Source organism: Lichenicoccus sp., from assembly GCF_965277665.1.
GTDB lineage: Bacteria > Pseudomonadota > Alphaproteobacteria > Acetobacterales > Acetobacteraceae > Lichenicoccus.
Map to the genome: position 1 here is coordinate 2,897,082 of NZ_OZ255835.1, position 18,123 is coordinate 2,915,204.

Here is an 18,123-nt window from a genome sequence, read left to right on the forward strand (position 1 = left end):
TGCCGGGACAGCAGGGGGAGACCCGGATGGCCGATGACCTGGTGCAGCTTTCCTTCGAGGATGCCCTCGCGGAGCTGGAGACGATCGTGCGCGGACTCGAGGGCGGGCAGCAGAAGCTCGAGGATGCGATCACCTGCTACGAGCGTGGGGCGGCGCTGCGGCGGCACTGCGAGGCCAAGCTGAGCCAGGCCGAGGCGCGTGTGCAGGCGATCGTCGAGCGTGCGGACGGCACGCCCGAACTCCGGCCGCTCGACTGACGCCGCCATGACCAGTCCGTCGCAGGGGGGGCCGCTGCAGGAGGCCCCGTTGCTGGAGGCCCCGTTGCAGGGGGCCTTGGCGCAGCACGCCGCGGCCATAGAACGCACGCTGGACCGGTTGATCGCCCCGGTCGCCGGCGGCGAGGCGCGCCTGATCGAGGCGATGCGCTATGCGACGCTCGGCGGCGGCAAGCGCCTGCGCGGCTTCCTTGTCGTCGAGACCGCGGCGCTGTTCGGCGCGCCGGCCACCGGCGCGCTGCGCGCCGCCGCTTCGGTCGAGATGCTGCACGCCTATTCGCTGGTGCATGACGACCTGCCCTGCATGGACGATGACGACCTGCGCCGCGGCCAGCCCTCGACGCACATCCGCTTCGACGTGGCTACCGCGACGCTCGCCGGCGACGCGCTGCAGACCCTCGCCTTCGAGGTCATCGCCGCTCCCGAGACGCATGCCGACGCATCGGTGCGGGTCGCCCTGGTGCAGGCGCTGGCTGGTGCCTCGGGTGCGGCCGGCATGGTCGGCGGCCAGATGATCGACATGCAGGGCGAGAGCCGCAGCCTCGCATTGCCGGAGGTGGAGCGGCTGCACGCACTCAAGACCGGGCGCCTGATCCGCTACAGCGCCGAGGCCGGCGCCATCCTCGGCGGCGCGTCGGACACCGAGTGCCAACGCCTGGCCGCCTACGGGCGGGACATCGGGGCGGCCTTCCAGGTCGCCGACGACGTGCTCGATGCCACCGCGAGCGAGGCCGAGCTCGGCAAGACCGCGGGCAAGGACCAGGAGGCCGGCAAGTCGACCTTCGTGTCGCTGCTCGGCATCGACGCGGCCCGCGCGGCCGCATCACGGCTGGCCGAGGCGGCGGTGTCGCACCTGGCACCGTTCGGATCCAGCGCCAGCCTGCTGCGCGACCTCGCGCATTACGTGGTGGAACGCCGGAGCTGACACGGACGGAAGCGAGAAAGGCGCCAGTGGGAAAAGCGGGGCGCAGGATGCGCGCCGATCAGCTGCTGGTCGAACGCGGGCTCGCCCTCAGCCGCACCCGGGCGCAGGCGCTGATCCTGGCCGGTCTGGTGTTCAGCGGCGAGACGCGCATCGACAAGGCCGGCGACATGCTGGCCGACGCTGCCGCGCTGGCGCTGCGCGGGCAGGACCATCCCTGGGTCTCGCGGGGTGGCCTGAAGCTGGCGCATGCGCTGCGGCATTTCGGCCTGTCGGCGGCAGGACGGCGGTGCCTCGATATCGGCGCGTCCACCGGCGGCTTCACCGACGTCCTGCTTGCCGGCGGGGCCGCGCATGTGCACGCCGTCGATGTCGGGCACGGCCAGCTTGCCTGGAAGCTGCGCCAGGACAAGAGGGTGACGGTCCTGGAGCGGGTCAATGCCCGCAGCCTCAACGCGGCGATGATCGGCGAACCGGCGGCCCTGGTCTGTGACGCAAGCTTCATCGGCCTGCGGACCGTGCTGCCGGCCGGCCTGTCATTATGCGGCCCGCAAGCTTGGGCGGTCGCGCTGATCAAGCCGCAATTCGAGGCGGGACGCGGCGCGGTCGGCGCCAAAGGCGTCGTGCGCGATCCGGCCATCCACGAACGGGTCTGCCTGGCAGTGAGCGAGTGGTGGGACGCCCTGCCCGGCTGGTCGGTGCTCGGCATCGAGCCCAGTCCGATCACCGGCCCAGAGGGCAATCGCGAGTTCCTGATCGCGGCACGGCACGCGTAGAGCCGGGCGGGATCAGCTGTTCTGGGCGACCCCCTGCAGGTCGTGGTGCGACACCTCGGCCAGCAGCGACCAGATCTGCGACGGCTCGGCGTCGATCTCCGGATCGTTCAGAAGATGATCCAGCTCGTCGAGCTTTGCGAGGTATTCAACATTGTCCATCGCCCTGCTCCTGAAAGCGCCGCGGCCCGGATCAACCCGGCATCGTTACAGAACTGCACCGTGAACGTGGCATTGATGTGACGGTTGCGTGGCATAATCCAGCCCGATCCCTTGGCTCTCTATAACGTGAAAACAGCAGGCCAGACCGGATGCGCCGCAACCGGGATGTGCCGAAGCCAAGGCTGCGGTATAGCACCGCGGCATGACGGACGCTTCACCCCCTGCCCAGCCGCCTTCCGCTCCCGGCCCGGCGTCGCCCTGCCTCGCGCGTGACGGCGCCGACAGCCTGACACCGTCGGAACGCGACCGCATCCTGGCGAAGTCCGCCCTGTTCTCGCCGCCGCCGCCGGTGCTGACGGACGGACGGCGCGAACTGGTCGGGCTGTCGCGCGAGGAGATGACGCAGGCGCTGGCCGAGATCGGCGAGAAGCCGTTCCGCACCAAGCAGCTCTGGCACTGGATCTACCACCAGGGCGCCACCGACTTCGCCCGCATGAGCTCGATCGCCAGGCCGCTGCAGGCGGTGCTGGCGGAGCGGTTCGTGGTTGGCCGGCCACTGGCCACGACCATCCAGACCAGCTCGGACGATACCCGGAAATTCCTGTTCCGGTTCCGCGACGGCCAGGAGGCCGAGACCGTCTATATCCCCGACCGGCGGGAGGATCGTGGCGCGGTGTGCATCTCCAGCCAGGTCGGCTGCACCCTGTCCTGCCGGTTCTGCCATACCGGAACCCAGGGGCTGGTGCGCAACCTCGGAGCGGCCGAGATCATCGGCCAGTTCATGGCCGCCCGCGACAGCTACGGCGAGTGGCCGAGCCCCAGAGGAGAGACACCTCGCCTGCTCTCGACCATCGTGCTGATGGGCATGGGCGAGCCGCTGTACAATTACGAGAACGTGGCCCGCGCCATGCGCATCGCGATGGACGGCGAGGGCATCGGCCTGTCGCGCCGACGCATCACGCTCTCGACCTCCGGCGTGGTGCCGATGATGGACCGGGCGGGAGAGGAGCTGGGCGTCAACCTCGCGGTCTCGTTGCATGCGGTGCGCGACGAGCTGCGCGACGAGATCGTGCCGCTGAACCGGAAATATCCGATCGCCGAGCTGATCGCCGCCTGCCGGCGCTACCCCACCGCCTCGAACGCGCGCCGCATCACCTTCGAGTACGTCACGCTGCGCGGCGTGAACGACAGCGTGGCGGAGGCGCGCGACCTGGTGCGGTTGATCGCGGGCATCCCGGCCAAGGTGAACCTGATCCCGTTCAACCCCTGGCCCGGCAGCGCCTATCTGCCCTCGACTCGCGAGCAGCTCGACCGTTTCGCGCAGATCGTGATGGATGCCGGCTTCGCCGCGCCGATCCGCATGCCGCGCGGCCGCGACATCCTCGCCGCCTGCGGCCAGCTCCGCACCGACAGCCGGCGGGTGCGAGCCGCCGCGGCGTGAGCACCCGCCAGCCCGGGCCGACGGACGCGGCCCTGCCCACCCTCCGTGAGCGCAAGGCCGCCGGCGCGGCGCGGCGCTCGACGGTGCCGCGCCACCGTCACGCCGAGTGGATGTCGCCGCCGGACCGCGCCGACCCGGTCGCGGTCCTGATCGAGCAGGGCCGGCAGCGCATCCCGGAACTGCTGCCGATCCGGTACGGCCGGATGCGCGCCTCGCCGCTCGCCTTCCTGCGCGGCGGCGCCGCGATCATGGCCGCCGATCTGGCCGCGACGCCGATCGCGGGGCTGCGCGTGCAGAGCTGCGGCGACTGCCACCTGGCCAATTTCGGCAGCTACGCCACGCCGGAAGGGCAGCCGGTGTTCGACATCAACGATTTCGACGAGACGCTGCCGGCGCCCTTCGAGTGGGACATCAAGCGCCTGGCGACCAGCCTGGTGCTGGCCGGTCGCGAGGACGGCCTGCCGGACTCCGGCTGCCGCGCGCTCGCGGCCGACGCCGGGCACGCCTATTGCGACGAGCTGGCAGCCCTTGCCGACCTGCCGCCGCTGGCCGCCTGGAGCATCCGGATCGACCTGCCGCAGGCGATGGGGGCGATCGGCGCCGGCAAGGCGCGCGCCCGCGCCGAGAAGCGGCTGCGTGCGCGCCTGCGGAGTGCCGAAGGCCAGTACGGGCTGATCGACAGCAGTGGTCCGGCTCTCGGGACATGACGATGCGGTGCGGCAGGCCTTCGCACGCTATCCCGACACCCTGGCCCCCGAGCGAAGCGGCCTGCTGCAGCGCTACCGGCTGCAGGATGTCATCTTCAAGGTGGTCGGTGTCGGCAGCGTCGGGACCTTCTGCGCGATCGGCCTGTTCGTGACCGCGGACGAGCAGCCGCTGCTGCTGCAGATCAAGCAGGCGCAGGCCTCGGTGCTGGCGCCCTATGCCGGGGCCTCGGACTACGAAAACCATGGCGAACGGGTGGTGACCGGCCAGCGCATGATGCAGGCCGCCTCCGACCTGTTCCTCGGCTGGACCCGGATGCCCGAGGATGGGCGGCAGTTCTATGTCCGCCGGCTGAAGGATGCGCGCCTCGCCGCGGTCGGCTCGCAGATCGAGGCCGAGAGCCTGCCCGCCTACGCCGCCCTGTGCGGCCGGACGCTGGGACGGGCGCATGCGCGCTCCGGCGACGCCGCGACACTCTCGGGCTATCTCGGGCGCGGCCGACGCTTCGCCGAGGCGGTCGCGGAGTTCGGGATGCTGTACGCCGATCGCACCCAGTCCGACTGGCGGCTGTTCGAGGAGGCGATCGGCTCGGGACGGATCGAGGCGCGGGCCGGCTGAGCCGGCAACCGCTTGGCACGCCGCGCCCGCCTCTGGCGATCAAGACCCGAACCGGGCGCGATACTCTTGCGGGGTTGCGGCAAGCAGCCGAAGGAAGCCGCGCCGCATCGTCTCTTCCGAGCCGAAGCCACAGCGTCGTGCGACGCGCTTCACCGGCAATTGCGAGTCCAGCAGCAGGCTGCGCGCTGCCTCGACACGGAGCGTTTCGATGGCACGGGCCGGGGTCTGACCCGTCGCCTCGAGGAAGTGCCGGCTGAAACTGCGCTCGCTCATTCCGGCCTGGCGGGCCAGCCGCGGCAGGGAGAGATCACCGGACAGGTTCGCGCCGATCCAGCCGTGCAGCGCGTCAAACCTGCCGTCGTCCTGCAGGGCCAGCGCGGCGCTGAACTGGGCCTGTCCGCCGGGCCGCTTCAGAAACACGACCAGGTAGCGCGCCACCGCTAGCGCAACCGTGCGGCCGAGATCCTCCTCCACCAATGCCAGGGCCAGGTCGATGCCGGCGGTGACACCCGCCGAGGTCCAGGCCGGGCCGTCATGCACGAAAATAGGATCGGGCTGGACCCGCACGGATGGGAAGCGCCGGGCCAGTTCGGCGCAAAGCGACCAGTGCGTGGCGGCCCGGCGCCCATCTAGCACGCCGGAGGTCGCCAGCAGGACCGCTCCGGTGCAAACGGACGCGAACCGGCGTGCCTGGTTTGCACGCAATCGCACCCAATCGACGAGGGCTTCGTCTGCCGCCGCCGCCTCGATTCCGGGGCCGCCGGCGACGATCAGCGTGTCCAGCGCAGAACCGTGCGGCGGCAGCGGGTGGGCCAGCAGCCCGATCCCCGAAGAGGAGGTGACGGCGCCCCCCGCCTGGGACACCACGTGGATCGCGTAGGCCGGCATAGTGCCGCCCGCGATGTCGTTCGCCGTGGCGAAAACCTGCAGCGGCCCGGTGACGTCCAGGATCTGGACCTGAGGAAAGGCGAGCAGTTCGACAGCCCGGGGCTGCTTTGGCTGGATTCGAGGGTCATTTGGCATGTCCGCCAACCTTGTCAGCCCTATCTTGCGTGTCAAGGCAACGAGGACCCGAACCCAGCGATGATCCCGCCCGACACGCATCTCGAAATCGGCTCCCTCCTGTTCGAGGGCCTGGACCAGATCGACCTCACCGGACCGTTCGAGGTGCTATCGCGCATTCCGAACGCGACCTACCGCATCTACGGCAAGACGGCGGAGCCGATCAGGGACTTGGAGGGGCTCCGCCTGACGCCCGATGCGGCGCTGGCCGACGCCCCGCACCTGGACGTGCTGCACGTGCCCGGCGGCTTTGGGCAGGAGGCACTCATGGAGGATGCGGCCGTCCTCGGCTGGATCCGCCGGCAGGCGACTGGCGCTCGGTGTGTGTTCTCCGTCTGCACCGGTGCCCTGCTGTGCGGTGCCGCTGGACTGCTGCAGGGGCGCCGGGCGACGACACATTGGGCGTCGCTGCATCTCCTGCCGTTCTTCGGGGCGATCGCGGTGAATGAGCGGGTGGTCGTGGACGGCAACTGGGTGTTCGCAGCAGGCGTCACCGCCGGGATCGACGGCGCGCTGCGCCTTGCCGCCGAACTCCGCGGCGCGGCGGCAGCGCAGACCATCCAGTTGCACATGGCCTACGCGCCCGAGCCGCCGTTCGAGTGCGGCACTCCCGAGACCGCGCCCCCGGCGATCCTGGCGGCAGCCAGGCAGGCGGTGCATCGCATCACCACGCAGCGAGAAGCGACGGCACGGCGGATCGCCGCCCGGCTCGGCATCCACGTCGCGGACAGCGCGGCCTGATCCCCGAGCACACGCGTTCAACCTAGGAGACGACCATGAGCACCATCACTTTTACCAGGACCGAACCGCCGGCCTGGCTGCTGGCCATGTGGCAGGAGATCGACGACAAGACCTTCGGCCCGGGGTTCGATTGCTTTGCCGAGGACGCGATCTGCAACCTGGGCGTCGCAGACTGGCACGGCCGGGAGGCGATCCGGCAGAACCTGCGCGACTTCATCGACAAGGGCTTCACCGCCCACCACGACGTGATCGAATATCTCGACAGCCCGCTGCTCAAGATCTTCCACGGCAAGGTCCGGATGACCTTCGACGACCCGGCCATTGCGCCGGTGCGTCCGACGATGACCCACTTCTTCTACATGGACGAGCAGGACCCGACAAAGGTAAGCCGCTGGGTCGGGTCGGTCGGCCCGACCGGCTTCTGACACTGAAGTGGGGGCGCGCGGCGCCCGAACCTCGCCTTGCAGTCACATCGCCCGGGCCGGATGACATGAGCATGATCGACCGCATCAACGCCTACGCCGGCGAGCTGACCGCCTTGCGCCGCGACATCCACGCGCATCCCGAGCTGGGGTTCGAGGAGGTCCGCACGGCGGGAATAGTGGCCGACCTGCTGGAGAGGTTCGGGTGCGAGGTGCATCGCGGCATCGCCGGAACCGGCGTCGTCGGCATCCTGCAGGGCCGGACCGATAATGGGCGCCGCATCGGCCTGCGCGCCGACATGGACGCGTTGCCGATCGAGGAGGCAACGAACCTGCCATATCGATCCACCGTGCCCGGCAAGATGCACGCCTGCGGTCATGACGGGCACACCGCCATGTTGCTCGGCGCGGCCCGCTACCTTACCGAGACCCGCGACTTCGACGGCACCGCCATGTTCATTTTCCAGCCGGCGGAGGAGGGACTGGGCGGGGCGCGGGCCATGCTGAAGGCAGGCCTGTTCGAGCGCTTTCCATGCGACGAGATCTACGGCCTGCACAACCAGCCAGGCGGTGGCCGGGGACGGATCAAGCTCTGCGCCGGGCCGATGATGGCGGCGGCCGACTTTTTCGACATCCGGATCCGGGGCAAGGGCAGCCACGCCGCCTGGCCGCACCAGAGCATCGATCCCGTCATGATCACCGCCGGTCTGGCCCAGGCGCTGCAATCCATCGTCTCGCGCAACACCGACCCGCTCAAGGCGATCGTCCTGTCCATCACGCGGATGCAGGCGGGGGCGTCCTACAACGTCATCCCGGAAACCGCGCAGCTGGCCGGCACGATCCGTACGCTTGATGCAGATGTCAGGGCAATGGCTGCGACCCGCATGCGCGCTCTTTCAGAAGCGTTCGCCACCGGCTTTGGTGCGGACATCACTGTCGAACTGCGGGACGTGTTCTCGGTGCTGGATAACCCTCCGGCCCAGGCGAAGGCAGCCGCCGATGCCGCACGGGATCTGCTCGGAGCGGAGCAGGTCGACAGCTGCATCGTGCCGCTGATGGGGAGCGAGGACTTCGCCGACATGATGATGGCGGTTCCAGGCGCGTATGTCTGGCTCGGCGCCGGGCCAGGCGCAGGGCTGCACAACGCAGGCTACGACTTCGACGACGCGATAATCCCGGTCGGCAGCGCGTTCCTTGCCAGCATGGTGGAACGGCGCACCGCGGCCGCCTGAGGGGAATGACAAACGTGCGCTTGTGGAACGGGCCACTGTCTTGTTGATAAGGCCAGTTTTCAGTGAGCCTGGACATGGATGCGAGCGAGCGGCTGGCGACGTCTCAGCACCCGGCTGCGGTGGGGCGCTTGCTCGACCGGATTACCGCGGCGCTGGCGGAGATCGAGGCGGAGGCGGGGCGGCTCGACCGGGAGGGCGGCTATCCGGAGCGGGCCTTTGCCCTGCTGGGAGCGGCCGGCGGGCTGGTCGCCCCGCTGCCTGCAGCACTCGGCGGCCTGGGTCTCGGGACCGAACCCGAAGGCGGCGAGGCGATGCTGGACGCCCTCCGTTTGATCGGACGCGGCAGCCTTGCGGTTGGCCGGCTCTATGAAGGGCACGTCAACGCCATCCGGCTGATCATGCGATATGGATCGGCCGAGCAGCAGCGGCGCGCCGCGGCGGACGCGACCCGGGGCCACCTGTTCGGGATCTGGGTCACCGATGGCGGCGACCCGCTGCGCCTGCTCGGCGACGAGCACGGCATGGTCCTGCAGGGCGGCAAGCTGTTCGCCTCCGGCGCCCGGCACGTCACCCGGCCGCTGGTCACGGCCACGCCCGCAACCGGGTTGCCACGCATGCTGCTGGTGCCGCTCGGGCCGGATCGCCGCGCCCGCGATACGCTGGGCGGCGTGCACGGCATGCGCGGCGCCTGCACCGGCTCCTGCGACTTCACCGGCATCAGGGTGGAGGACGATGCCGTCATCGGCGCGGCGGGCGACTATCTGCGGCAGCCCGAGTTCTCCGCCGGCGCATGGCGCGGCATCGCGGTGGCGCTCGGCGGCATCGATCGGCTGCTCGATGCGCTGCGCGAGCAGTTGCGCGCGCGCAGCCGGCACCAGGGCCCGCACCAGCTGCAGCGGATCGGCGAGGCGCTGATCGCCCGTGAGACCGCCGCCATGTGGGCGAGCCGCGCGGCACGGGTCGCAGAGCGGCCCGGCTATGAACCGGACGATGTCGTGGCCGTGGTCGGACTGGCGCGTATCGCCGCCGAGCAGGCTGCCCTCGACGTGATCCGGCTGGTGCAGCGCGGCCTCGGTCTGGGCGTGTTCCTGCAGGACAACCCGGCCGAGCGGGTGATGCGCGACCTCGCCACCTACCTGCGCCAGCCGGCGCCGGACGAGACGCTGTGCGAGGCCGCCGGCTGGTTCACCAGCCGCGACCCGCCGCCCTGATGCGCGCCGGAACCCTGCATGCGACGCTGCTCGCACTGCCGGTGGTGGCGGACGACCCGCTGCTGCATGCGGGCCGCGCCCTGATCCTGGCGCCGCATGCCGACGACGAGACGCTCGGCTGCGGCGGCCTGATCGCGACGTTGTGCCGCCAGCGGCGCCCCCCCTACGTGCTGGTGGTGACCGACGGCACCGGCTCGCATCCGAACTCGCGCGCGTGGCCCTCGGCGCGCCTGCGCGCGCTGCGTGAGGCAGAGGCGCTCGCCGCGACCGCCCATCTCGGGCTGGATGCGGCCGATCTCGGCTTCCTGCGCCTGCGCGACACCGCCGCACCGCGGGCCGGGGCCGCATTCGCGGCGGTCTGCACCCGTATCGCGGCGGTAGCCGAGGAGCAGGGCTGCGACACGCTGCTGGCCCCCTGGCTGCTGGATCCGCATGGCGACCACGAGGCGGTGCAGCGCATGGCGCAGCGCGTGGCGGCATCGCGCGGGCTGCGCCTGCTGTCGTATCCGGTCTGGGGCTGGCTCATCGCGCCCGATGTGGAGCTGGCGCCCCGGTTGCCGATACGCGGGTTCCGGCTCGACGTTTCCGCGCACCTGCAGCGCAAGGCCGAGGCGATCCGCCTGCACGCCTCGCAATACGGCGATCTCATCACCGACGACCCGGACGGCTTCAGGCTGCCGGCGAGCCTGCTCGCGGTGTTCGAGGCGCCGTTCGAGACCTTTCTGGAGACAAATACGCCATGACCGGCGCGTCTTGGGACAGGACGGTGTTCGACCGGTTGTATGCCGACGATCCGGACCCCTGGAAGTTCGAGACCAGCGCCTACGAACAGGCGAAATATGCCGATACGCTGGCGCAGCTGGACCGGCGGCAGTTCGAATCCGGGCTCGAGCTGGGCTGCTCGATCGGCGTGATGACGCTGGCGCTTGCCGGCCGCTGCCGGAGCCTGCTGGCCGTCGATCTGGCCGAGGCGGCGCTGGTGCGGGCCCGCATGCGGTGTGACGGCCTCACGGCAAACCGGGTCAGCTTCCGCTGCGCCATGCTGCCGCGCGAGTGGAACTGGCCGGAACTCCGGTTCGACCTGATCCTGGTCTCCGAGCTGCTCTATTTCCTGTCGCCGGCCGACAATGCGGCGCTGGCCGGGCACTGCATCGCGCAGTCCGAGCCGGGCTGCATCGTGCTGCTGGTGAACTGGACCGGCCCGACCGATACGCCCTGCACCGGCGACGCGGCGGCCGAGCTGTTCGCGGCCGCCTGCATCGAGGCCGGCTTCAGGCGATCAGCGCCGCTGCTGCGGGATGGCTATCGGCTCGACCGGCTGGAACGTCCGCCGCCGCCGCGAGAACCCTAACGCGCGTCGTGCCGCGAAGCCCTGTGAGGATGCGCTGTGCGGCGGCGACCTGCAGATCGAGCGCCCCGCGCGCCACCGCGATGCGGATCAGTGCCGGGCTTGCCGCCTCGATGCCGGCCCAGGCTGCGCCGAAGCGCGCCATACGCACCCATCGCGCAACGTCCAGGACCGGCAGCTGTGCGTCGGCCGCCAGGTTCTGCACCGCCTTTGACCATGACGACGAGATCGTGCCGCGCTCGCGCCATGCCAGGCGCGCCCGGGCCCGCAGGGTGGCACGGCGCAGGCAGATCGCCGCCGGCTCCAGATCCGCGTCGAGCATCTCGTCCTGCCGGATCATCCGGCGCGCCATGGTCTCGGCCATGCCGCCGGCGGCACGGCCGTGCAGACGGCCGGACACCGTCACTCGCACGTCGGGCGCGTGCCGGACGGTCGCATCGACCAGGCGCAGCGAGCGCAGGAAGCCGCGATCCTCGCCGGTCGGCAGCGGCAGCATGCCGCCGGCGCGGCGCCAGGCCGCCACCGTGACGGCGATGCTGGCGCCGGAATGTTCGGTGTGCCGCGGCAGCGGGTCGGCGGGATCGGGATCGGCCAGGGCATGGATCTCGTCCAGCATCGCACCAAAGGCCACCTCGCGCGCATCGTCCTCGTGCAGGGCGGCGGAGATCTGCATCGCATCCGCGGGGTCGATCTCGGCGCGGCCGCAGACCGCATCGACGCCGGCCCGGAACGCCGCCCTGGTATGGACGGCCCAGTCGGGCGCCACCTCGCCGTCCGCATCCGTGGTGGCGACGATGCCATGCGGGCCTGCGACACGCGCCGCCAATGCCATCGCCTCGCTGCGGGCGCGGCCGGCAGTGCACAGGTCCGGTCGGACGTGCCGGACATGCATGACGATCGGGAGGTCCAGCATCGGACGCACGCGCTCGATCACGGCCTCACTGGCGTCGGTGCAGTTGTTCAGCAGCAGCACGACCTGGTCGATACGGGCGCCGCGCTGGCTGTCCAGGGCGCCCAGGCAGCGCGCGATGTGGTCCGCCTCGTTGCACACCGGGATGGCAACGACGAAAAGCGGCGCCGGCGTGGACATGGTCGCGGGTCTCCAGTGGGCGGACGGCGATGTCGAAACCGCTTACGGCGGTGACGGTTGCGCCAACGCCGACCACGGTTTCGTGTCGGACCGGCGGCCGGCGTGCTGTTCGCTCCGGCGGACGGGTGCTAGGAGCCCTCCGAACCCAGTTAGCAGAGGAAGCCAGCATGGCCGCGAAGGACGTCAAGAAGGTGGTGCTCGCCTACTCCGGCGGCCTTGATACCAGCGTGATCCTGCGCTGGCTGCAGACCGAGTACGGCTGCGAGGTGGTCACCTTCACCGCGGATCTCGGCCAGGGCGAGGAGCTCGAACCGGCGCGACGCAAGGCCGAGCTGTTCGGGATCAAGCAGATCTTCGTCGAGGACCTGCGCGAGACCTTCGTGCGTGACTTCGTGTTCCCGATGTTCCGCGCCAACACGCTCTACGAGGGGCAGTACCTGCTCGGCACCTCGATCGCGCGTCCGCTGATCGCGCAGCGGCAGATCGAGATCGCCGAGATGGTCGGCGCCGATGCGGTGGCGCACGGGGCCACCGGCAAGGGCAACGACCAGGTCCGCTTCGAGCTCGCGTACTACGCGTTGAAGCCCGACGTGAAGGTGATCGCACCCTGGCGCGAGTGGGACCTGACCAGCCGGACCAGGCTGCTGGCCTTCGCCGAGCAGCACCAGATTCCGATTTCCCGTGATGCGCGCGGCGAGGCGCCGTTCTCGGTGGACGCCAACCTGCTGCACTCGTCCTCGGAGGGCAAGATCCTCGAGGATCCCGCGCGGCCGCCGGACGAGATCGTGTTCCAGCGCACCATCAGCCCCGAGGCGGCGCCGGACATCGCCACCGAGATCAGCATCGACTTCGCCTCCGGCGATCCGGTCGCGGTCAACGGCGAGACGCTGTCGCCGGCGGCGCTGCTGACCAGGCTGAACGAGCTCGGACGTGCGAACGGGATCGGCCGGCTCGACCTGGTCGAGAACCGGTTCGTCGGCATGAAGTCGCGCGGCATCTACGAGACCCCGGGCGGCACCATCCTGCTGGCGGCGCATCGCACCATGGAGACCATCACGCTCGACCGCGAGGCGGGGCACCTCAAGGACAGCCTGATGCCGCGCTATGCCGAGCTGATCTATAACGGCTTCTGGTTCAGCCCGGAGCGCCGCATGCTGCAGGCGCTGATCGACACCAGCCAGCATTCCGTCACCGGCCGGGTGCGGCTCAAGCTGTACAAGGGCAACGTGATCACCGTCGGGCGCGAGAGCCCGAACAGCCTGTACGACACGCGCGTGGTCACCTTCGAGGACGACCAGGGCGCCTATGACCAGGTCGATGCGCAGGGCTTCATCAAGCTGAACGCGCTGCGGCTGCGTCTCGGCGCGATCGCGGGACGCCGCGGCGGCAGCCTGTAGGTTTCGGTCCAGGACGTTTCGTTACCGGAAATATTAGTTCCGGGCGGGATGAACAAAACGGCGCCGACCACGTTGCGGCCTGGAAGAGGAGCCGACATGACCAAGCGACTGCTGATGATCCTTACCCTAGCCTGCGTGCTGCCCACGGCAGGGTGCGTATGGTGGCACCCGCATCACGGCTACTACCGTGGCGGTCCGGGTCCGGGCCCGCGTCCGGGCTACTACCACTGAGGCTGCATGCGGCGCGGTGTCCGGCACCGCGCCGCACGGCATCGATCGCCTCGTCAGCCGGCGCCTCGTTGTAGCCAGGCGGCAACGCCTTCGAGGCTGCGGAAATCTTCCAGCGCCCGGGCGTCCGCATCCGGCGCCGCTGCCGAGGCGAGACGCGCGAGCACACGGCCGGGCCCGAGTTCGAGCAGGGTGGCCGCCCTGCTTTCGGCGCAGTGCGAGAGACAGGCCGCCCAGTCGATGGTCTGCGCGATCTGCCGCGCCAGCTTCTCGCAGCCTGCCACCACGTTGCGCACACGATCACCATCGAGGCCGCTGAGCAGCGCATGGCGGGGCGGCCGCGGTGCCGCCGCCGCCAGCGCCTCGAGAAAGGCCGCGGTCGCGGGGAGCAGCAGCGAGGTGTGGGCCGGGACCGCGACGCGCAGCCTGGCCACGCGGCTCGCGCCGGCCGCCCGGGCCTCGGCGCACAACCGCTGCAGGGCCGCATCGCTGCCACCGGCGACCACGCTGTCGGCCGCATTGACGATCGCGAGCTCGCAGCCGTTTGCCTTCAGCATCGGATCGAGCCGGTCCCGGCGCAGACCGACGATGGCGGCGAGTCCGGCCGGCAGCCCGGCGGCGGCCTCGTCCATGAGCCTGGCCCGCAGCGCGACCAGCTCCAGTGTCTGCGATAGGTCGAGCAGCCCGGCGCAGGACCACGCCGCCACCTCGCCGACGCTGTAGCCGGCGATGATCGCCGTGGTCCCCACCATCCCGCCGAGCGCCGTCCAGGCGGCGATGGCCTGGGTGCAGCACAGCAGCTGTCCCGCCTTGTTGGCGAACAGAGCCGCGTCGTCGGCATCGCGGACGAAGTCGCGCGGATCGATGCCGCCGAGATGCGCGGCGGCGGCGGCGAACACCGGCTCGGCTTCCGGCAGCGTTCCGGTGAGGGCGAACATGTCGCGGTGCTGGCCGCCCTGCCCGCTGCACAGGATCGCGACCGGGCCGCGCATCAGGCGGCGTGCCACTCTCTCGCCGCGGCCTCCAGGCGGTCGACCATGATCGCCAGGGCGAGCAGGTCGGCGCTGCCGCCGGGCGACAGGCCACGCGCCACGAAGGCCGCATGCGTCCGCATCGCCTGAAGCTGCCAGCCGCGCCGGAGGACACCGCCATCGGCGAGGAAGCGGCGCGCGGCCTGCCGGGCGAAGGCCAGTCCGTCGCGACCGCCGCGATGCAGCAGGTTGGTATCCCCGAGCACCGCGAGCAGCGCAAAACAGGCCTGCACATGAGCGGTTCGCTCGTCGGCCCCCTTGGCGCGCGCCGCCCGCAGCGCCGGCAGCGCCACCTGATAGACATGCCCAAAGCCGGTCGCGGCCTCCAGCCGCGCGCCACCCGCCCCGAAGCGTCGCCGGGCGTCGGCGCCGTGGCTCGCCGTTGGCGCGACGGCCCGGATCTCCTGGCCCCAGCGTTCATGCACCAGCGTGCCCAGCCGGGACGGTGCAAGCTGCGGGCTTGCCGCGCGCAAGCCGGCCGCGGCGCAGATCAGGCCAAGCCCGAAGATCGCGCCGCGATGGGTGTTGATCCCGCCGGTCGTGCGCAGCATGGCGGCTTCCGCGCGTAAGCCGATGCCACGCAGCGCAGGCATCCCGCGACCCGCACGACCTGCAGCGGCCAGCTCGGCGAAGTACGGCGTCAACACCCGGGCGCTGGCGCGCAGCATGGCAGCGTCCATGTCGGCATGGCTGCCGCTGTCGCGGTCGCTGACCAGGCCGGGCTTCGGCCACGCCGCAACCTCGGCGAGCAGCGCATCGGTTGCGAGCCGTGCCACGAGCTGATCGTCCCGGCGCGCCGGCGGCGCGTCCAGCAGCGCATCGAGATCCCTCACGCCGCCTGCCCGGACAACCGCAGATCGGCAGCACGGACGAGGCGGACGCCGCCGAGCGACCTGGCAAGCACGCTGTCGTGGCCTTGCCCGAGGGCCACGTGCAGTTCGAGCCATTGCACCGCCTCGCCGGTCTCGAACAGGATCTCGCCATCGACCGGCGGTGTGCACCGGGCGGCGATCTCCGCGATATCGCGCAGCAGCGTGGTGAGGGCGACCTCGCCGTCGACCGGCCAGAGCAGGTCGAGGTCGGACGCGTCGCGCAGATAGTCCAGGCCGGTGACGCAGCGCCACATCAGGCTGCCGAACACACGCGCCGCAATGCCGTGGCGCTGCCCGATCTCGATCAGGCGCTGCGCACTCTCGCTCCAGGGCCCGGGCACCGCATGCAGGGTTGCCGACAGCAGCGGCGGCCGCACCGAGGCGAGCACGGCAGCCTCCGGCACCCCGAAGGCGAAACGCCGGCACCCCGGGCCGGGCGGCAGCGCCACCGCAGCCGGGACGGCACCCGCCGGATCGCCGGACATAAGCCGCCGACGCATCACCGGCCATCCGCGCGCAACCCAGCGCCGCAGCTCGGGGATCGACGACGTTCCGTCGTGATCTGCAACGATCCGGTCCCAGGCATCCGGATGCAGATGGAGCAGGTCGTGGCGTTGCGGCGCGACCGGATCAGGTCCGCGCATGGCAGAGCGCCTGTTCCTGCACCATCGCGGCGATGCGCGCCGCTGCCTGCCGGCCGCCGCGTTCGGCACCCAGGCGCCCGCGCTCGTCGGCTAACGAGGCAGGCTGGTGCAGCAACTCCTGCAATCGCCGTGCGAACTCCGCGCGATCGGTCCAGTTCTGCGCCACCGCGCCGGTGCGCGTCAGCGCCTCGATCCCCGGCGCGAAGATCGGTGTCGAGCCTGCCATGCGCTGCAGCGTCTCGAGGTCGAGCTTGGTCACCCGCGCGATCGATGGCAGGTCCATCACGCTCGGCTCGGCACCCGGAACCGCAACCAGGATGTCGGTGGCGAGTACCGTCGCGATGAAGGCGCCCGCCGCGGCCGGTCCATGCAGGATGCCGATGCTGCGGTGGCCGTTCGTGCCGGCGAGATGCAGGCACTTGGCGAGGTGCGCGAGATATTCGTTCAAGCCGAGCAGTTCGTCGCGGCGCGCCATGCGCTGGCTCGCCGTGTCCACCAGCAGCACCAGCGGCGCCTGGTCACGGCGCCCCGCGAGTGCCAGGACCTGCGCTGCCAGGACGATCGCGGTCTCGATCCCGAGCGGCGCACCGCCGGCGATCCCGAGCACGACCGCCTCGCCGCCATCCGCGAGCCGCCCGGTGCCGGCGATGGTGTCGTGCGGCCCGGGCCCGACATCGTGTCCGGCGGGGAACAGCGCCGGCAGCAAGTCATCGCGCGTCATGCGACGCTCCAAGCGATGCGAGCAGATCCGCGAACCCGTCGTCGGACAGGTCGGCGAGCCGATCCGGATCCGCAATGCCCATCGCGCTCCAGATGCCGGTCGAATCCCGGCATGCGCCATACGCACGCAGGCGCTGCTCCAGCCGCTGCTGTTCGGCGGCAAGCGTCGCGAGGTCGAACGGCGGGGCCTGGTTCGCGAGGTCGGCGGCCACCTGCCGGAAGCTCGCGATCCGGTCCGGCACGTAGCGGTCCGCAACTCCGAGCAGGGCACGGGTGCGGCCGCCGGTGATGCGCCAGACCAGCGCGCGGTCGCGGCTGTCGAACTCCTCGACGCCCTGGTTGGTCTCGATCACCTCCGGGCCGGTGACGCCGATGCGGGCCTGTTCGGACACCACCACATGCGAACAGCAGGCGGCGATCAGCCCGGCGCCCCCGAAGGTGCCGGCGCGGCCGCCGATCAGGGCAATGACCGCGACGCCGGCCTCTCGCGCCTCCAGGATCGACCGGATCGTCTCGGAGACCGCGATCTCTCCGGCATTGGCCTCCTGCAGCCGCACGCCGCCGCTGTCGAGCAGCAGCAGCACGGCAGCCGTTGCATTCTCCTGGCGCGCCGCGCGCAGCAGGCCGACCAGCTTGGCGCCGGCGATCTCGCCGAAGGTGCCCCCCATGAAGCGGCCTTCCTGCGCCGCGACGAACACGATCTCTCCGGCGAGGCGGCCGGAGCCCACGATCATGCCGTCATCGAAGGCGACCGGCAGATCGAAGAGATGCAGATGCGGACTGGTCTCGCGCTGCGTCGGCGGCACGAACTCGACGAAGCTCGCGGCATCGAGCAGCCCGGCGACGCGCTCGCGCGCGCTCGCCTCGTACCAGCTCGCAGCGTGATCCTCGCCGCCGCGGAGGGCTTCGGACATCAGGCCGCCTCGCTGATCAGCCGCACACCCTGCATCAGACGCAGCGACACCGTGTCGGGCCTGGCACCGCCATCGTTGATCGAGATGCGCAGGCCGCCGGGCGAGGCGCGTTCCACGAAGTCGGCGATGACCGCTTCCCAGATCGGCCGGAAGCCGGCAGCCGAGGTGGCGACCTCGATGTCGCAGGCATCGCCCCCAACGCGCTCGAGCAGCACTTCGAGGTTGCCGGATGCCACCACGCCGATGATCGCGCTGGCCCGCGTGCCGGCGCAACGCGACGCGGCGCGGGCATGGATGGTGAAGTGCTCCATGCGA

At 70.9% G+C, this 18,123-nt stretch carries 21 protein-coding genes and 1 pseudogene; 13 read left to right on the forward strand and 9 right to left on the reverse strand.

Annotated elements, in window-relative coordinates; all coding sequences use genetic code 11:
- Positions 1–26: 26 nt before the first annotated feature.
- The 3 genes from ACQY4O_RS13495 to ACQY4O_RS13505 are packed head-to-tail and all read left to right on the forward strand — an operon-like array spanning position 27 to position 1,973.
- Positions 27–257 (forward strand): exodeoxyribonuclease VII small subunit, encoded by a 231-nt coding sequence (locus ACQY4O_RS13495; protein ID WP_428376877.1) that lies wholly within the window; start codon positions 27–29, stop codon positions 255–257.
- 7 nt (positions 258–264) lie between these two features.
- Entirely contained in the window at positions 265–1,200 is a 936-nt protein-coding gene (locus tag ACQY4O_RS13500; RefSeq protein WP_428376878.1) for a polyprenyl synthetase family protein, read from the forward strand.
- A gap of 47 nt (positions 1,201–1,247) precedes the next feature.
- Positions 1,248–1,973 (forward strand): TlyA family RNA methyltransferase, encoded by a 726-nt coding sequence (locus ACQY4O_RS13505; RefSeq protein ID WP_428376879.1) that lies wholly within the window; start codon positions 1,248–1,250, stop codon positions 1,971–1,973.
- Positions 1,974–1,985: 12 nt separating this feature from the next.
- Here ACQY4O_RS13505 and ACQY4O_RS13510 read toward each other — a convergent pair whose 3' ends face one another.
- Positions 1,986–2,132 carry a peptide chain release factor 1 gene (locus ACQY4O_RS13510; protein WP_428376880.1) on the reverse strand — a complete coding sequence of 49 codons (147 nt, stop codon included), beginning with the start codon at positions 2,130–2,132 and terminating at the stop codon, positions 1,986–1,988.
- 202 nt (positions 2,133–2,334) lie between these two features.
- On the opposite strand from ACQY4O_RS13510, the gene rlmN reads away from it, so the two are divergent.
- Together rlmN and ACQY4O_RS13520 are read left to right on the forward strand one after the other, a co-directional pair.
- Positions 2,335–3,573, forward strand: coding sequence for a 23S rRNA (adenine(2503)-C(2))-methyltransferase RlmN (rlmN, locus tag ACQY4O_RS13515; protein WP_428376881.1), 1,239 nt, complete (start codon positions 2,335–2,337; stop codon positions 3,571–3,573).
- Between the two features lie 110 nt (positions 3,574–3,683).
- Positions 3,684–4,896: pseudogene (locus tag ACQY4O_RS13520) on the forward strand (DUF2252 domain-containing protein).
- 39 nt (positions 4,897–4,935) lie between these two features.
- Here the strand turns inward: ACQY4O_RS13520 and ACQY4O_RS13525 are convergent.
- Positions 4,936–5,919, reverse strand: a complete 984-nt coding sequence (locus tag ACQY4O_RS13525; protein WP_428376882.1) for a GlxA family transcriptional regulator — start codon at positions 5,917–5,919, stop codon at positions 4,936–4,938.
- Positions 5,920–5,979: 60 nt separating this feature from the next.
- On the opposite strand from ACQY4O_RS13525, the gene ACQY4O_RS13530 reads away from it, so the two are divergent.
- The 6 genes from ACQY4O_RS13530 (at position 5,980) to ACQY4O_RS13555 (ending at position 10,915) form a co-directional block, all read left to right on the forward strand.
- Positions 5,980–6,699, forward strand: a complete 720-nt coding sequence (locus tag ACQY4O_RS13530; RefSeq protein WP_428376883.1) for a DJ-1/PfpI family protein — start codon at positions 5,980–5,982, stop codon at positions 6,697–6,699.
- Between the two features lie 35 nt (positions 6,700–6,734).
- Positions 6,735–7,124 carry a hypothetical protein gene (locus tag ACQY4O_RS13535; RefSeq protein ID WP_428376884.1) on the forward strand — a complete coding sequence of 130 codons (390 nt, stop codon included), beginning with the start codon at positions 6,735–6,737 and terminating at the stop codon, positions 7,122–7,124.
- Positions 7,125–7,189: 65 nt separating this feature from the next.
- Positions 7,190–8,353: a M20 aminoacylase family protein gene (locus ACQY4O_RS13540; protein WP_428376885.1), complete on the forward strand. Its 1,164-nt coding sequence runs from the start codon at positions 7,190–7,192 to the stop codon at positions 8,351–8,353.
- Positions 8,354–8,415: 62 nt separating this feature from the next.
- Entirely contained in the window at positions 8,416–9,564 is a 1,149-nt protein-coding gene (locus ACQY4O_RS13545; RefSeq protein ID WP_428376886.1) for an acyl-CoA dehydrogenase family protein, read from the forward strand.
- A complete protein-coding gene (locus ACQY4O_RS13550; protein ID WP_428376887.1) occupies positions 9,564–10,307 on the forward strand; it encodes a PIG-L deacetylase family protein in 744 nt (247 codons plus the stop codon). Before ACQY4O_RS13545 ends, ACQY4O_RS13550 begins: the two co-directional genes overlap by 1 nt.
- Positions 10,304–10,915, forward strand: coding sequence for an SAM-dependent methyltransferase (locus ACQY4O_RS13555; protein WP_428376888.1), 612 nt, complete (start codon positions 10,304–10,306; stop codon positions 10,913–10,915). The genes ACQY4O_RS13550 and ACQY4O_RS13555 overlap by 4 nt, the downstream gene beginning before the upstream one ends.
- Here ACQY4O_RS13555 and ACQY4O_RS13560 read toward each other — a convergent pair.
- Positions 10,836–12,002, reverse strand: coding sequence for a glycosyltransferase (locus tag ACQY4O_RS13560; RefSeq protein WP_428376889.1), 1,167 nt, complete (start codon positions 12,000–12,002; stop codon positions 10,836–10,838). The genes ACQY4O_RS13555 and ACQY4O_RS13560 overlap by 80 nt on opposite strands.
- 167 nt (positions 12,003–12,169) lie before the next feature.
- Between ACQY4O_RS13560 and ACQY4O_RS13565 the strand changes: the two genes are divergently transcribed.
- Complete coding sequence (locus ACQY4O_RS13565; RefSeq protein WP_428376890.1) at positions 12,170–13,399, forward strand: argininosuccinate synthase; 1,230 nt, start codon at positions 12,170–12,172, stop codon at positions 13,397–13,399.
- A 96-nt stretch (positions 13,400–13,495) separates the two neighbouring features.
- On the forward strand, positions 13,496–13,630 hold the full coding sequence (locus ACQY4O_RS13570; RefSeq protein ID WP_428376891.1) for a hypothetical protein: 135 nt from the start codon (positions 13,496–13,498) through the stop codon (positions 13,628–13,630).
- A gap of 53 nt (positions 13,631–13,683) precedes the next feature.
- On the opposite strand, the gene ACQY4O_RS13575 is transcribed toward ACQY4O_RS13570, so the two are convergent.
- From ACQY4O_RS13575 to mdcC, 6 genes are read right to left on the reverse strand one after another with little or no spacing between them, the layout of a single operon-like run.
- Positions 13,684–14,634: an acyltransferase domain-containing protein gene (locus tag ACQY4O_RS13575; RefSeq protein WP_428376892.1), complete on the reverse strand. Its 951-nt coding sequence runs from the start codon at positions 14,632–14,634 to the stop codon at positions 13,684–13,686.
- On the reverse strand, positions 14,619–15,491 hold the full coding sequence (gene mdcB / locus ACQY4O_RS13580; protein ID WP_428376893.1) for a triphosphoribosyl-dephospho-CoA synthase MdcB: 873 nt from the start codon (positions 15,489–15,491) through the stop codon (positions 14,619–14,621). Before mdcB ends, ACQY4O_RS13575 begins: the two co-directional genes overlap by 16 nt.
- A complete protein-coding gene (mdcG, locus tag ACQY4O_RS13585) occupies positions 15,488–16,174 on the reverse strand; it encodes a malonate decarboxylase holo-[acyl-carrier-protein] synthase (protein WP_428376894.1) in 687 nt (228 codons plus the stop codon). Before mdcG ends, mdcB begins: the two co-directional genes overlap by 4 nt.
- Complete coding sequence (locus tag ACQY4O_RS13590) at positions 16,161–16,895, reverse strand: biotin-independent malonate decarboxylase subunit gamma (RefSeq protein WP_428376895.1); 735 nt, start codon at positions 16,893–16,895, stop codon at positions 16,161–16,163. Before ACQY4O_RS13590 ends, mdcG begins: the two co-directional genes overlap by 14 nt.
- Positions 16,882–17,808 (reverse strand): biotin-independent malonate decarboxylase subunit beta, encoded by a 927-nt coding sequence (locus ACQY4O_RS13595; RefSeq protein ID WP_428376896.1) that lies wholly within the window; start codon positions 17,806–17,808, stop codon positions 16,882–16,884. The genes ACQY4O_RS13590 and ACQY4O_RS13595 overlap by 14 nt, the downstream gene beginning before the upstream one ends.
- Positions 17,808–18,119 (reverse strand): malonate decarboxylase acyl carrier protein, encoded by a 312-nt coding sequence (mdcC, locus tag ACQY4O_RS13600; protein ID WP_428376897.1) that lies wholly within the window; start codon positions 18,117–18,119, stop codon positions 17,808–17,810. The genes ACQY4O_RS13595 and mdcC overlap by 1 nt, the downstream gene beginning before the upstream one ends.
- Between the last annotated feature and the right edge of the window lie 4 nt (positions 18,120–18,123).